The sequence below is a fragment of the Sulfurimonas crateris genome, assembly GCF_005217605.1.
GTDB lineage: Bacteria > Campylobacterota > Campylobacteria > Campylobacterales > Sulfurimonadaceae > Sulfurimonas > Sulfurimonas crateris.
Genome location: NZ_SZPX01000006.1, coordinates 164,651 through 179,677 on the forward strand (window position 1 = coordinate 164,651; position 15,027 = coordinate 179,677).

Sequence of the window (15,027 nt, forward strand, 5' to 3'; positions counted from 1 at the left end):
GCTCCGACTTTTTTTGAAATCATACTTTTTTATGTGGTCGCATTTTGGGCAACTATGAATCTTTGTTTTTGTGAAAATTGTGATGCTTTCCCTCTTTTTTTACATAAGGCAAATAATTAGGGGGTAATTTTATATTATTTATAACTTTCTCTAGCAAATAAAACCACTTAGTAATATTTTCAGAAGAAACAGGTTCGTAATTCTCATTCGCATGTAAATAATCGTTTCTTCTTTTTATTAACAGATAAAAATCATAAGTTTCACACGAACCTAACTTTGAAAGCAATTTATTCAATTTGTCCTCTAATTTTTTTGAGCCATATTCTTCTTTGTCCCAAAAGATGTTGTCATATTGTCTTTCTTTTAAAAAAATACTTAAAATACTTTCTAATGAACTTGCGATGGATAGCATTGCATAGGCAAATTTGTTTTCTGTATCACTATCCATAATATCAAAAATGTATTTTGATTCATTTTTTAATCTTAACCAATAAAATTCATAAAGCTCTTTTTGAAGCTCATATTGCTCAAAAATATCATCTGAAAGTATATTCAAAAGTCTTTTTTGAATAATATAAACTTCTTTAAGATATTTTCTCTCCAATCCTTTATCAACTAAACTCACAAATTTATTAATATTTTCTATAGTATCTATACTTTTATCTTCAGGATGTTCTTTTTTGACATAACCCAATATTTTTTTCTCATAAAGTTTTTCTAAAATAGTGCTTTTACTTGTAGCCGTAAGCATGATAACTTGAATGCCAGCGTTGATTTCGTGGATTTTTTGGAGGATTTTAACGCCAGAATAATTCTCTATATTATCATTTTCATGGTCTTGTTCTATTAATCGTAAATCAAGTATTACCACATCTGATTGTGCCACCTGTTCTTTTAGCTCTTTATAGTTTAGCTGTACAATTAAATTAAAATTTGATTTATCTTTAAAATCATATTCAAAAGCACTAAACTCTAAATATTCCTTAGTGAGGGTCTGGCTTAATATATCTTTCCATCCCTTATCCCACTCGTCATCTATAAGTAATACCTTGCCCTCTTTTGTTGACTTAATGATATCTTTTAGTTTATTATCTTGGTGTTTATGTAAAGCTTTTAGGTATTTAAAATAAAGTTGATTTTCTATTTCGTCTTTATTTTTATCTATCGCTTCACTTTTTGCACCCAAAAAATTAGCCCATCTATAGATGCTCCACTTATTTGCTATACCGTGGCTTCCTGAAGTGTCTCTTGGTGGAGAAACTTCTATCTTGGATAAAAACATATCGTAATTTGATACACCTTTTAGCTCAAGTGATTGATAATTTTGGATATCCTCTTTTGTGTTTTTGCAAAGGTAAATTCCCTCTGTAAAAAGTATATTTGCCTCATGGGTAAATCTATTTAGAGTGGCTTCATCAAAATCACTAATAATCACAATGGGTGCAAACCGTTTATCTCCAAGTTCACTTGATAATCTAATATGATAAGCAACTCTTAGCCCATAAAGTTCAAGGTAGTTTGAAGAGAGATTGTCTTTTATAAAAATGGTATCGAACTCTTTTGAACCCAACTCGTTTATGATAATTTTTGAGATATATGTATCGATATCATCAGTACTGTCAAATTCAATATCAGCATAAAATTCAATATCTATGACATTGTTATGATGGATTTTAATAGCATTTTTGCTTTTTTTAGAGGGTTCATTTTTTTTAAAATAGCTGAGCAAACTATCTCTAAATTTTTCTATTTCACTCTTAGAGGTTCGATTATTTTCAATTTCAAGATTATAAAAACAGTAATCTATTTTATCTAGCTTCTTTATATCTACAAAGTTAGCAAATTTTAAATAAACAACTTTATCATCAATTTTGTTTATTAGCTTATTTGTCTTTTCAAATACATTTGCAACAATGTTTTGTTGCCATTTTTCACCATAACAAAGCATCATAATATCTTCATTGTCAGCTTTTACAGCTTCTAAAAATAGCACTAAATTTTTACTATAAAAGATTTTTGAGTTAAGCTCTAGCAGTTCAAGTTCACTGTTATTATAGTAGTTTACAGATATACCCCCTGAGAAAAGAACTAGAATTTTTTGATGTTTTTTACAGTAATCTTTGAGATTACCCAAGATTACCGTATTGTTTTCAACAGATTTATGGCAAATGACAATATCAAACTCCTGAAGATTAAAACTATCATTTATTATATTTTCAAGTAGATTATCCGCCTTTTCATTGATAAAGTTTTCTAAAATCTCTTCATATTCATCAAGATTGATATCGTTTTGTTCTAAAAAATTTCTTTGTCTTGAATATCTATCTTCTATAAGCGCAATTTTTTTCATAATTATCCCAATACATTATTTTTTTATTTTGTAATACACAGTCTATTACATTATTTATAAAACCTCAAAATATGGGTAAATCCTACTGGTTTGATTTCAAGTGGTTCTATATCTTTGACATTATTGCTATGTAAGAAGTTTACTCTAAAATTTTCACCCTCACAACTACTCTCTATACTCCAATCACAGAGATTCGTAAGTGCCTTTTTGATTTCTGAAATATCTCCTGCAATATTTGCTCTGTCATATAATCCTTTTGCCTTATAACTTGAACATGAATCGATTTGAGTTATTTTTATTTCTATGCTTCTATCATCAAGTTCCGTAGTTTTTACTTCTATATTTGGATACTCTTTTCGTGTGCTTATATCATTGAATATATTATTAAGAACATTTGAAAACTTCTCTACATCTGTATAAAATTGACGATTAAGCTGTGCAGCCGATAAATCAAGATTAAAAATTTCTCCTAAATTATCAACTTGGTTAGCAAATAGATTTTCTAAGTTTTTAAAGTTGTCTCTTACTTCTATCTCTTGTTTAAAAAGATTGATAATATCTTTAAATTTTGTTAGCTTAATCGTTTCAAAATCAACTTCATAAGAGATAGGTTTTGTAAGTACAAAATTATCAGGTTTATTCCCATTGTTGCACCACTCTTTTAGTCCATCTAAGCTTGACCAACCGATATTTATATGAGTTTTACTACACCAATTATAGTTTTCTTCTGGATTAGTTTCTAGTAAAAATGCATATATCTTTTTGTATAGATTTGGTGAAAGCTCTTCAAGCTCATTTTTCATACCATCAAACTGTTTTTTGACAGCACTCATATATCCATCAAAATCCCCATACTCTTTTTTAAGTTCACCAAAATCCCAAGCATGAGTGGTGTATTTGATAGGTTTGTCGATAGTGAAGTTTGAGAGGAGTTTTACTAGTTTTTGAGGGTTATTATTTTTGGTATCTTTTATAAGATTTTTTATTTCATCATTTCCTGCTAATTCATATGCAGTCATTTCTGATTTTGCATTGATATCGGCACCATTTTCAAGTAAAATTTTTACAAGTCTGTCCTGACCTTTAAGTGCATAGTGCATCAGGGGGGTCATTCCAATATTATTTTTAGCGTTTATATCTGCACCATTATCTACGAGAAGTTTTAATATTTTTTCTCCATTGCTTTCATTGAATTTCTCAATTTCCCATTTACCATCATTGTCTTCTTGATACGATTCTTTATGAAACCATTCATCTTTTAAGAGAGCGATAGCACTATTGCCTTGTTTATTTTTATGATTTACATCAGCACCATTTTCAATAAGAATTCTTACTAATTCAAAGCCATTCATTCTATTCATAGCTTCCATTAGTATGCTTGTTCCATCATAATTTGTATGATTTACATTTGCTCCTTTTTCAATCAATAGTTTTATAATGTCAAGATTCACATCGGCATAATGTTTATTTTCTAGTTTATTATCTTTAAAAGGCATACTAATTTTGGAATAATCTAATGAGCAAGCTACCATTAACGGACTATCAATATTCACATCAGCACCACTTTCTATTAAATACTCTATAATATTTAATACTTCACTACCTAAAATATCAAGATTTGATGCACACTTACCACTTGGCTCAACCGTACTGTTTTGACATACAACACTCAGCGGATTATCTTCAATATCAAATGGAATTTCTTCAAGAATAGAATCGCCCTCATTGATAAAGTTTACTTCTGCACCATTTTCTACCAAAAGCTTTATCATCTCAAAATTAAGATTTTCACAAGCTACAGCTAAATCTGATGTATTGAATTTATTTGCTCCTTTTTTTATCATGATATTTAAAAGCTTAGTATCATTATTGTTAATGACTTTTCTTAAAGTGCTAGACTTAAAAAATCCACCTTCTTGTTTTAATATTGAATCAAGACTATAAATAGATTCTTCAATATCTACACCATTTTCTATTAGCAATGTTATATTTTCACTATTGTAGTTTTCAAATGCGGTTCCAAATGATGAAATATATTTTTTATCTTCACTTTTAGGGGTTCGTTTGGTTTCAGACTCTTCAAGGTTAATACGCAATTTATCTTTCTTGGGGTCTAAACACAAATCATCATATATAATAAATTCTACTTTTTCATTCATATCAAAACCATTATTAATGAATACTTTAGTAACTTTTGCATCACCAAATAAAGTTGCTAGATGTGCTGGTAAAAAGCCTTTTTTTGTTGGAGATTTTTTATTGATATTGGTTTGAAGCAATAGTTTAAGAAATTCAATATTTATTTCTTTTTTTTGATTAAAAATTTCTGCTAGATATGTTACTAATTTAATTTCTGACATATCTATATTTTGGTCAATAATTTTTTTTAGTTCTAATATATTTTGTTCTTCTAAAATTTGCTCTATGTTTAAGTTTTCCATCTCTATTTCCCTCTTTATTGTTTGTATTTTATCTAAGTTTGACTTTGTTCTTTTATTTTGAGATTATAATAAACTTTATAGTCATATTGTGTCTATAAATAAATATTTTTCAACATCATATCAATATCATCAAATTTCTCTTTTGTATTGATTTTTGAGTCAGTTATAAATCTTTCTCGTGTATCAAGTTTTGAGATAAATACTTTGATATTGTATTTTGCTCTTGTAACTGCAACATATGTCAGTCTATATTTTTCTTCCATACTCATATATGGGTTATCCATCAAAGTAAAAACATCCACATAGGTAGTATCGCATGTGCTACCTTGTAGTTTGTGTATGGTTGAGGCATGGATATATTGAACATCGGCAAACATATCTCTTGTGCCATAAAATGTTTTCCATAATTTTGTATTATCAGGGTAATATGCCTTTTTTGCTTTTTGTGCTATTGTTTTTAACTTGTCGTTATAAGTGTCTAAACTGTCAGGATCAACCACTCTAAAGATCTGTTGTTCATGAGCATCCACGGCTCTGCATTCCCAGTACATAATATCTAAAGAGTCATGATGTTTTAAAGTTGCACTTTGAAGTTCTACAACTTGACCATTATGATAAAGTGTCGTATCGTTTGGGCTATAAGCCTCTTTAAATCTGAGCGTATCTCCCCTTAACAGAGTTGCAGGGTTGAAGGCTTTGTTTTGCTCCCAAAATTTAGCTCTTATGATTCTGTTAAAAGAGTCAACATTTTGATTTTTATGAGTTGCTATTATCTTATCTTCTTTGTACCATTTTTCATTTTTGTAAAAATCATTGATAAAATCTTCTTGATTATGAAAAAATTGTATTTGCTCATGGTTATATTTGGCAAAAAGTTGATTTAACGGTATAAATTTTTTACTCTCTATTCTCTCTCTTAGCTGGGTCGCTATTTTTAATACATAGCTATCTTTTGCTTGTCTTACTACCTCTTTTAGTTCAAATTGGTTTTTTAATTCATAAATCGTATTTTCATTGTCATTGACAGGCAATAATTGGTATGGGTCACCGATAAATATCACAAAGTTGACTCTACTAGTTTCCAAAGCTTCTATAATATACTCAAATAATTCACTGCCGATCATAGAGCTTTCATCTACCAAAAGAATTGATGTCGTATCTTTTTGCTTTTTTGTTTTGTCAATTTTAAATAACTCAATTCCTTTTTCAAAATCTTTAAATGGCTTTATCCCTAAAAAAGAGTGAATAGTTTTACATGTTGCGTTTATGTTGTATTTGTTGAGCATTTGTGATATTACACCTGTTGCTTTGTGCGTCGGAGATGTAATCACAAAATCAAACTCTTCTTCTTTTTTTGCTTTGAAATATTTTGCAAGTTGAGCTGTTAAAAATGTCTTACCGGTTCCAGCAGGTCCCCTTAGAGATATCATATAATCTTCTATATCATTACTTTTCAATACTGATTTCACTCTGTTTTCTACTGTAGTTGTGATTTTATTGAAGATTTCTAATTGATGGGCTGTTAATGTCATGATTCATACCCTTTGTTATATTAAAAGAATTATAATAATTTAAATAGACATATTTTGTCTATTTAAATATCTGGTATCTCAAATGGATCACTTTTATGTGAAAGCATGATACACCCCATCCCAAGATAATCTTTCTCATCCATCCAACTATCAGTATCAATATCTAATCCAAGAGTACTAATCTCATCATCAAATTCACTATATTTACTATGAACCAAATTTATAGTGTCTATATTTTTTAGCCGATGAAAGTTTTTTATAAACCATGGCAATAACCTATCATCAAAACTTATTTTTTCTAAGTTTTCTACATGTAGATACTCTAGAGAGTTTTCATCTATTAGGGTATTTTCAATATCTAGCTCTTTTAAAGTAGTGATATTTGCGATAGATGCTGGAAGTTTTTTGATAGGATTATTTGATATTGAAAGATGTTTCAACTTTGTCAAATTATCCATATCATCTGGTAAAGATTTTATTTTATTTCCATGCAAACAAAGAGTATCAAGTTCTTTTAGTTCATAAACACTTTTTGGGAACTCTTCTATTTCATTGTTACAAAGCACAAGGATATTACATTTTGAAATTCCTATTCCATCTGGAAGTGATTTGATTTTATTGTTTTTAAATTCAAGCAAGAAGCTGTTTTTTTTGATTTCAAAAAGCTCTTTTGGTATCTCTTCTAAATTACAATTTTCAAAACCCTCAATTACATTACATTGATGAATAAATCCCCCTATTCTTGAGAATTTAATGTGGTCTATTTTATATTTATCTGCCCATTGGATTAATCTTTGTACTTGTTCTATTTTATCTATATTCTTTTTTAAACAAATGGCTTGTAGATCTTCAGGCTCATCTTCATTTATTTTCATACTTACTTCATAGTTGTCTGTTTGAACATAGGTCAGAATATTTTTATTTGCATATTCAAAAGTATCACATAGCTCATCTGGGAGATGAAAAATATAAGTCGTTTCTATATTCATAACTATACCATTGAAATATGTAGCAACATAAAAACCATACTCATCTTCAATTTCAATATCAAAGTAAGCTTTTTTATCATCACTATTTTGCGATATTATCTCTTGTCGTTTTTTTGAAAAATCTAAAAGTTCAAAAATATCAAGATCAAGCTTTTTATCTACTTCGTCAGGAATAATAAATCCAATATCGTCTAAATGCATAGTTAGATTATCTAAAATTTTTAATGTTGTGCGATGACTAACATTAAAAATATCCAATATATTTAAAGCGATTTTAGTCTTCTTTGAATCATCCCCAAAAAAACTATCCTCTTTTGCATAAAACGGTAGATACTCATATATCTTTTTATTTACAGTAAAAGTAAAATCATCAGCTTTAATCTGACTTGTGATTTTTTCAAAGTTCTCTTTTGATTTATACATAGAAGCTATGATTCTAAACTCAATATCTCTTAAATGTATGATATCTATTTGCGATTCCTTTTGCCAACAGCTTGCATCTATCGTAATATTTTTTTCTTCCATATTTTATTTACCTTTTTTATTTTCTATCCAAGATGATAAAGTTGTAGCAGTTTTAGGCGATATCCCCTCAACTACATCTATATTATGCAATCTCAAACCTCTCTATTTGCAACTCCGCTAATATCTGTTCAACTTCATTGACTAACCTTTCATCAACATCTATAGATAAAATTTTAGGGTATTCATTTGATATGAATTTTAAGAAAGTCCAAAAAGCTAAGTTTTTATCGTTCGTATTTTGCTGGATTTGAACTATAACGTTTCCAAATTTAGATAAGACATCTTCTGAAAAGTGCCAATCACTGAATAAAATATCTAAATCCATATCTCCCGTTGATGCAATACCACATTTATCACATTCACACAATGCACCAAATTTGACATTTCCACAATTAAAACATAATGCTAATGACATACATATTCCCATTTAGTATATTTTTTTGTGTTCACTGTTTTTTCTCCTTTTAAGTTATAGTCAAAGTATATTGATTAAAATAGACATATTTTGACTATTTTAAATTAAATTGGAGGTATTTTTATATTTTTTTGCGAGACATACTCATCAAACCAAGCCTTTATGATGTTTGTATCTTCTCTTGAGAGCTTTTGGTTCTGTTTTGAACTGGCTTGAACTATTTGGTTGTTTTTAACCTCGACTGCCATGTGTAAAACACCATCTTTGAAAAACCCATACACCGTGGTGCGTTTGTTTTTTATGAGTTCTCCATATCCTGAGAGGCAGTTTTGAAGAGCTACTGACCACTCGTAGAGTTCAAGTCCATTTTGTGGGAGTTGCACGCTGTATGGCTCTTTTATGACACACCCTCTTTTTTGTGCTACACTATATTCAAAGCTCACTTCAAACAGTTTTTCATGCACTAACCTTCTATGTATATATGTAATCACATCATGAAACTCCAAACACCTCGGCTTTACTTTTTCGATTTTTTGTATCATTTCATCATCAAATTGACTAAACATCTCTAATGTATCAAAAAATAGATATGCAGCTTTGCAGCTAAAATCATTCATAAGCATCTCTATTTGCTTTTGCGTATAAGTTTGCGATAGATAAGCAAAAAGCTCTTCAATACCCTCATAAGAGCGATTTTCAATCCATTCATCTTCAAATTTGAGTGTCACCATCCTTGTTGCAATATTGACATCAGATATATATTTGCACACGGAGAAAATATAATAAAAATTGTATTTTTTAATTGTACTAATCTGCTCTTTATAGTCTTGAAACACCGCTTTTTGAAGTGACTTCTCTTTTCTGTAGCTTAAAACATATTCAAGTCCTTGCTTGATAGTAAGCGGTTTGTTATCAGGAAGCAAAAGCACCTCTTGCCACGCTATAAAACCATACTCTTTAAGATGTGGATATGCAAGAAAAAATGAGATATCTTTGATGGAGGTGCAATCGTATTTTACAAGTGCCAAATCATCGCATAAAGGGTGCTTTATTAAGAGTTGTAACATCTGCTTTTTAAAAAAAGCGAGTAAGGGGTGTCTGTTTATTACTTCACTTTGAGATGGATCCTTACCATAAAAATAATGATCATCAATTAAAAAGTCCAAATCAAACTCAACCATAGGTTTTTCATTGCTTCGACCGTTTTTATCCACAAATAAAGAGTAAATAGTTTTATCGTAATATTCAACTTTTTCACTTGAGAGATCTATGAAGTTTGGAATCTGAAGGTTGAGCAAAAAAAGCAAATTGTTTTCATCTGTGCTGTGCTCTATCTCTATTTTTAGATTTTCTTGCAGCAGATCATAAAAAGGAATCTTCTCTATAGGGACATACCACGCATGATTGGAAATATAATAGAGTGCATCATAAAAAACATCATTGCCACATTCACTGCATTGGTATTGTTCTAGTTCCTTTTTTGCTTGCTTGATGATTCTCTTTTGCAAACCGCATGAGCAGATATAGAGCTCTATCTCGTAAGGTAACTTCTCATTATTGCAAGAAAAGAGATTGCGAGTGGTGTTGATATCAATGGTAGTTTTCCACGGTATGGCGGTTTTCATCTGCATATGTTGTATCGCTTTTTTTCTAATTTATCGACTAAGTTTTGATATTTTAATAAATATTTTCAAATTTCACTTTTCATACTGTATCAAACTATATAGTCATATTATGTCTAAATATATTTATTGTCAGAATGGTGGTTCTTCAAATTCATCATCAAAAGGGTTATACTCCGGTGTTTGTTCTTTAGATTTTTGTTCTGTGTTTGCTATCGCCAAGCCGCCTTGAGTAAAACGCATCTCTATATCTTTTGTTAGGTGTCCTACCATGATTACTTTGTTGTACATTTTTTTCCTTTTTTTGTTTTTTCTTTGTCATTTTAGTGAAAATGATAGTCAGATTATGTCTATGATTTATTTTTAATTTTATGCGCGCTTAGTTTACAAAAGTATCTTGCAGCCATTTTCTGCAAGCTCTTGAAGCCACTTTTGTTGTAACTCGCTCAATTGTAAATTCGGGTTTTCGCATAGACTCAGCCATCTAAGATTTTTTAATTCTATTATATTTTGCGGTAGCTCAAAGAGCTTATTACCAGATAAATACAAACTTTCTAACATTTGCAATTCGCCCATGTTTAGTGGCAAGTAGCGAAGTTGATTATCTGAGAGTATGAGAGTTTTTAAATTATGTAACTTTGTGATTGACTCAGGTATCTCTCGCAACTTATTTTCACTTATATCAAGCTCTTCAAGATTGACAAATAAAAAAATCTTTTCATCCAAGCTCTGCAAATTTGAGTTTGAGAAATTACATCTATTACTAGTGATAAACTCTAAAAGTTTATGATTGTACAATTCGTGAATCGACATTATACTTCTCCTCTATTTTTGAGGAAATTATAAAAGATTCCATGGTCACATTTTGGCTACTTTAAAAGTTTTTTATCTGTAAGTTCATTTAAAAAACTCACCAGTGCAATAACCATCAAATGTGCATCAAGTTTCTGTTTGCCGGTATCTCTATCTTCTTCATGGACGCCTCGGTTGCCTATGGTTCTAATCGTCTGCACATAGTTTGTAATCGTTTTGTCAAATACTTTTTTCTCATACGAGAGATAGCGGATTTTATCGTTAAAAGAGATAGTTCTTTCGTTTTTTTCATATTGGCTATAAATCTTAGAGGTGATAACCTCGGCAACTTTTCGTATTTTAAAGATTGCGTATTCAGGATCTGAGTTTATAGAGTCTTCTAAGATTTTCATATTCAGTATCGGTACAACATAGTTCGAATAATTGTTTAACGCATCCAATATATCGAGCTGATAACTTTTTTGAACTATTTGTATCTCGTCTCTTTTTTCTTGAACCACCTCTTCGGATATCTGTTTTACTTCAAAGATTTTTTCATATCTTGTTGTACCGTTGATGTCGGTATCTCTTGAAGCTATAAGCTCTGTATCGAAATTTTCATCGAAATAATTGAAAAATAGATCAAGCCTATTGTTAAGTTTATCGTTTCTGTTTGGACTTACACACACGAAAATAGAAGCAGTATTGCTACCTTGAGAGACTTTTTTGAAAAAGTTAGTATCAAGCGAAAAGTTTTCAACATCAAGTATATTTGAAAAAAGATGCAAAGTTTCTAAACCGTTGCTGCAATCTAACATGTCAGCGTCCAAGCAATCAAAATCACTGTTTATAGCACAGATGTTATACTCTTTTTGTTTAAGTACATCAACATGGAGCAAAGCTCTGCTAAGTGCGAGAGAAGATGGCTCTATGAGAGTGATGTTTTCTATGTTTAGCTCTATATTTCGCTCTTTAGCATAGTTTAAAAGTACAATGGTCGCCATACCTTGACCGCATGCCCAATCGACTATATTAAATTTTTCATATCGGAGTTTGTCTATGATGGCATCATACGCACTGTAAAGTTTTGCTTTATGCTTACTGCCAAAAGAGGCGAGATATTTGTAGAGTAAGACTTCATCATCTATGATAGCTTCACCCCTTATAAGTCTGTCATAGAGTTCCTGCTTATCGCCAATACTTTGGATATATTTATATGCGATACTTTTTATCTCATCAAAAGTTGGATTAACGAGACTATAGAGTTTTTGCGAGTATGGGCTATTTTCTTTAGAGACGGTTGATGGTTCAAGTATACAAAGAAGCTTTTTGTGACTGATGGAGTTTAGTATATTTGTTGTAAGAAGATAGCTATCCTCTGGATTTGTCTTGATGATTTGCTCATAAAAGTTTTTTAGCAATACATCTTGGAGAAACCCGTGCTCTGCTTTTTTCTCTAAAAGCATTTTTACAAAAAAACTAAACAACTCTTCATTGCCGACTCTTTGAAACTGAGCTATCGCTAATTGGCAAAAGTACAAAAATGTTTTGATAGCTTTAGTATTGTACTCATCGACTTTTACAGAATTATCCAGTAAACCCAAAATTGCATCATATCTACTGAAGTAATCTTTTGAAATATCATTTACTCTGAGGTAGAGCTTTGCTGCTTCAAGCCTTAGTTTTGTTGCACCATTTGGCAGATAATCAGCTATGATAGTTATAGCACCTATGAGTGAAGTTTGTAAAAACTTTTCAGCAAGGAGTATTAAAAAAGCATTAATAGTTTTGCTGTTATGGTTTTGTATAAGATTGTTATCCAATAAATTATAAAGCATATCTTCTATATCAAACTTTATTTTTTGAATCTCATCATCTGAAATATTTAGTAAGTACTCTTCAAGCTCCAGAAAACATGACTCAAGATAAGCACTAAAATCATCTTGTGTTTGTAAGCTTGCAATATCTTTTGAAAATTTATTAAAATCAAATATCATTTTTTCCTACTTCAAAAAAACTTTTTGTCTCTTTATTTTGAATTTTTCTATCGTGATATATTCCGTATCAAAATATGTCTCTCTTTTAACACCATAGTTTTTATTTTGAGTTATTTTAACAGACTTTGGTTGATTAGGGTATGGAAGATATTCATACTCGTACCCTTTTATTTTGTCTTTAAAACAATAGTCATAAATAGTTTCGATAGTGATATAATCAAGCTTACTCTCAAGTGTAAACTTCATATTAAGCTTGTCTTTTTTAAAAAGTTTTTTGAAATACTTATCTTTTATCTCTACTTTCTCTTCTGATCTTAAAATTGTATATCCAAAATATATACCCAAAATAGCAAGTGATATTTCAGCCACTTCATAAGGTATCAAGCTTTTTATATCTATTTTGAAATTGTCTTTTTTGTTGGAGTCTTTTTGCCTAAAATAGTACACTAGCCCTATAAGATAATGCTCTATATCATTTTTTTCAAGTAAACTTTTGAGTGCTTTTCTTGTGCCTGTAGGGCTTATCATCTCTAAGAAGATACTCTTAAGTTCACTATCTTCAATCTTTTGCGACTCTTTGATGATAAACTCTTTATCTATTTGAGCAGTTGAATATAATAGCTTTTTAAACTCTTCGTTTTGTTTGAGTATATTTAACTCTTCAAATATTTTATCATCTAATGGTTTTTCAAGAAGTTTTGAAAGTGTACTAAAATAGCGTTCTGAGTAGTTGGCTATTTTGCTAACATCATCACAGTAGTAAACTTCACTGTTTTTCATAAAGGCAAACATCCCCATTCTTTTATCAAAAACTCTTATTTGCTCTTCAAAATTATCTATAGCGATATCATCTTGTAGTGGCTTATATTCTCTTTGTTCAAATATAGGCTTTTTATTTTTAAGATACACAGAAAAAAGATTTTTAGGTAAAAAGCCATTTTCTCCATTTTGGATTTGTACATCTATGTGTTTTATAATCTGTTGATTTTGCACATATACTTTTTTGATACGAGTTATAGGAAGAGGAAAATCAAAATAATAAATGCCATCCACTTCTTGAAGTCTCTTTTTCTCTTCATCGGTAAAAATAAGTTCTAAAAGTATTTGATACTCATCTAGCTCTTTTATATATCCATCAGATACAACTAAAAAGTTTGGATTTTTTGATTGGGTATCTATCTCTTTGTTTTCATCAAGATACTTATCTGGTACTATTAGTCCTCGTTGGATATAGTCTTGTAGTTTGATTCTATTTATTTGAAGTAGATACATTTTAACCTCTATTATCAACGAGTTCATAACTATCTTCTTTAAAATGAGTCATTATTTGAGGTATATCGTTTATAGCTAAAAAATAGACTTGATTTTTTGCCCTTGTCGCTCCCACATAATACTCTTCAGCTCTATTCATAGCACCATCAGGAAAATATGGGATGATAACTATGTCAAACTCTATCCCTTTTGCAGATTTAAAAGTAGTGATGATGATATTATTTAGCTCACTCGGTATGACGTCCTGATTTCTATATTTGCTCACTTCATACTCATCTGAAAGATTTTTAGCAAACTCATCTACATGTAACCTTTGTTCAAAAAGTATCCCAATATTATCCGTTGGGTTTTCATCGATGATATCTCTTAGAGATTGATATACTCCATCAAGATTTTTTTCCAGATAAATATATGGCTTATCAGCACCAGAGTTTTTTCTTTTGAGTCTTTCAAGTAAGTTTTCATCATTGGCTCTTGCATTATTTGGCACAAACTGTATAGCAAAGCTGTATATCTCATAAGCACTTCTAAATATATCATCAAGCTCAAACTTCTTTAAACCTGCAAATAGTTTTAAAATCTCATTTTCATTGGTAGCTTCTTCATTATTGTTTATCTGTTGGGCATCATCGGCGCTAATTGACAGGCTTGGTGTGAGTTCTTTGAGTATTTTGTAAGTATTTAGCGACAAGTCTTGCCCCTCATCCACAAGTATCTCATCGTATGTTATCCCTTGGGCTTTAAGATGCTGTACTGTAGATATTATGTTTTCATCTTTTGTCATGATATCAAAGTATCTTCTCTGCCCATTACCTTGAGCATTCCACATCCAATTGTGAATATTATCGACCGGCATTTTAGGGTTGTTTTCAAGTTTCTCTTCTATAGTTTTTCTAAGAAGTTTTCCATAAGTAAAAATTATTCCTTTTTTGCCTTTGCTTGAAGCATATTGAAGTCGTTTGATAGATACTACAGTTTTTCCAGTACCAGGAACTCCACTTAAAAATATCGGCTCTCGTAAATCTATCGCTTGTCTTTGTATTCGTGTCAAGTTACCATCTGTTGGTAACCAAAATTGAAATCTTGGCATTT

The 15,027-nt window shown here is 30.3% G+C and carries 11 protein-coding genes; all 11 read right to left on the reverse strand.

All coding sequences use genetic code 11. From position 1 onward, the window contains the following. Positions 1-52: 52 nt before the first annotated feature. The 11 genes from FCU45_RS08715 to FCU45_RS08765 all read right to left on the reverse strand — a co-directional run bounded on the left by FCU45_RS08715 (position 53) and on the right by FCU45_RS08765 (position 15,025). On the reverse strand, positions 53-2,350 hold the full coding sequence (locus tag FCU45_RS08715; RefSeq protein ID WP_137014355.1) for a response regulator: 2,298 nt from the start codon (positions 2,348-2,350) through the stop codon (positions 53-55). Positions 2,351-2,400: 50 nt separating this feature from the next. Further along, entirely contained in the window at positions 2,401-4,791 is a 2,391-nt protein-coding gene (locus tag FCU45_RS08720; protein ID WP_137014357.1) for an ankyrin repeat domain-containing protein, read from the reverse strand. Between the two features lie 92 nt (positions 4,792-4,883). Continuing rightward, the gene (locus FCU45_RS08725; protein ID WP_137014359.1) at positions 4,884-6,323 is read right to left on the reverse strand and encodes an ATP-dependent DNA helicase; all 1,440 of its coding nucleotides are present in this window, start codon (positions 6,321-6,323) and stop codon (positions 4,884-4,886) included. A gap of 62 nt (positions 6,324-6,385) precedes the next feature. Next, on the reverse strand, positions 6,386-7,837 hold the full coding sequence (locus FCU45_RS08730; protein WP_137014361.1) for a leucine-rich repeat domain-containing protein: 1,452 nt from the start codon (positions 7,835-7,837) through the stop codon (positions 6,386-6,388). 82 nt (positions 7,838-7,919) lie between these two features. After that, a complete protein-coding gene (locus tag FCU45_RS08735; RefSeq protein ID WP_137014363.1) occupies positions 7,920-8,252 on the reverse strand; it encodes a hypothetical protein in 333 nt (110 codons plus the stop codon). 104 nt (positions 8,253-8,356) lie between these two features. Then, a complete protein-coding gene (locus tag FCU45_RS08740) occupies positions 8,357-9,877 on the reverse strand; it encodes a PcfJ domain-containing protein (protein WP_170175849.1) in 1,521 nt (506 codons plus the stop codon). Positions 9,878-10,006: 129 nt separating this feature from the next. Continuing rightward, positions 10,007-10,165, reverse strand: a complete 159-nt coding sequence (locus FCU45_RS08745; protein WP_137014367.1) for a single-stranded DNA-binding protein — start codon at positions 10,163-10,165, stop codon at positions 10,007-10,009. Between the two features lie 93 nt (positions 10,166-10,258). Then, positions 10,259-10,687 carry a leucine-rich repeat domain-containing protein gene (locus FCU45_RS08750; RefSeq protein ID WP_137014369.1) on the reverse strand — a complete coding sequence of 143 codons (429 nt, stop codon included), beginning with the start codon at positions 10,685-10,687 and terminating at the stop codon, positions 10,259-10,261. A gap of 56 nt (positions 10,688-10,743) precedes the next feature. Next, positions 10,744-12,663, reverse strand: a complete 1,920-nt coding sequence (locus FCU45_RS08755) for a DUF4145 domain-containing protein (RefSeq protein ID WP_137014371.1) — start codon at positions 12,661-12,663, stop codon at positions 10,744-10,746. Between the two features lie 6 nt (positions 12,664-12,669). Then, positions 12,670-13,962 (reverse strand): hypothetical protein, encoded by a 1,293-nt coding sequence (locus tag FCU45_RS08760; protein ID WP_137014373.1) that lies wholly within the window; start codon positions 13,960-13,962, stop codon positions 12,670-12,672. After that, on the reverse strand, positions 13,937-15,025 hold the full coding sequence (locus tag FCU45_RS08765; protein ID WP_137014374.1) for an ATP-binding domain-containing protein: 1,089 nt from the start codon (positions 15,023-15,025) through the stop codon (positions 13,937-13,939). The genes FCU45_RS08760 and FCU45_RS08765 overlap by 26 nt, the downstream gene beginning before the upstream one ends. Positions 15,026-15,027 lie beyond the last annotated feature (2 nt).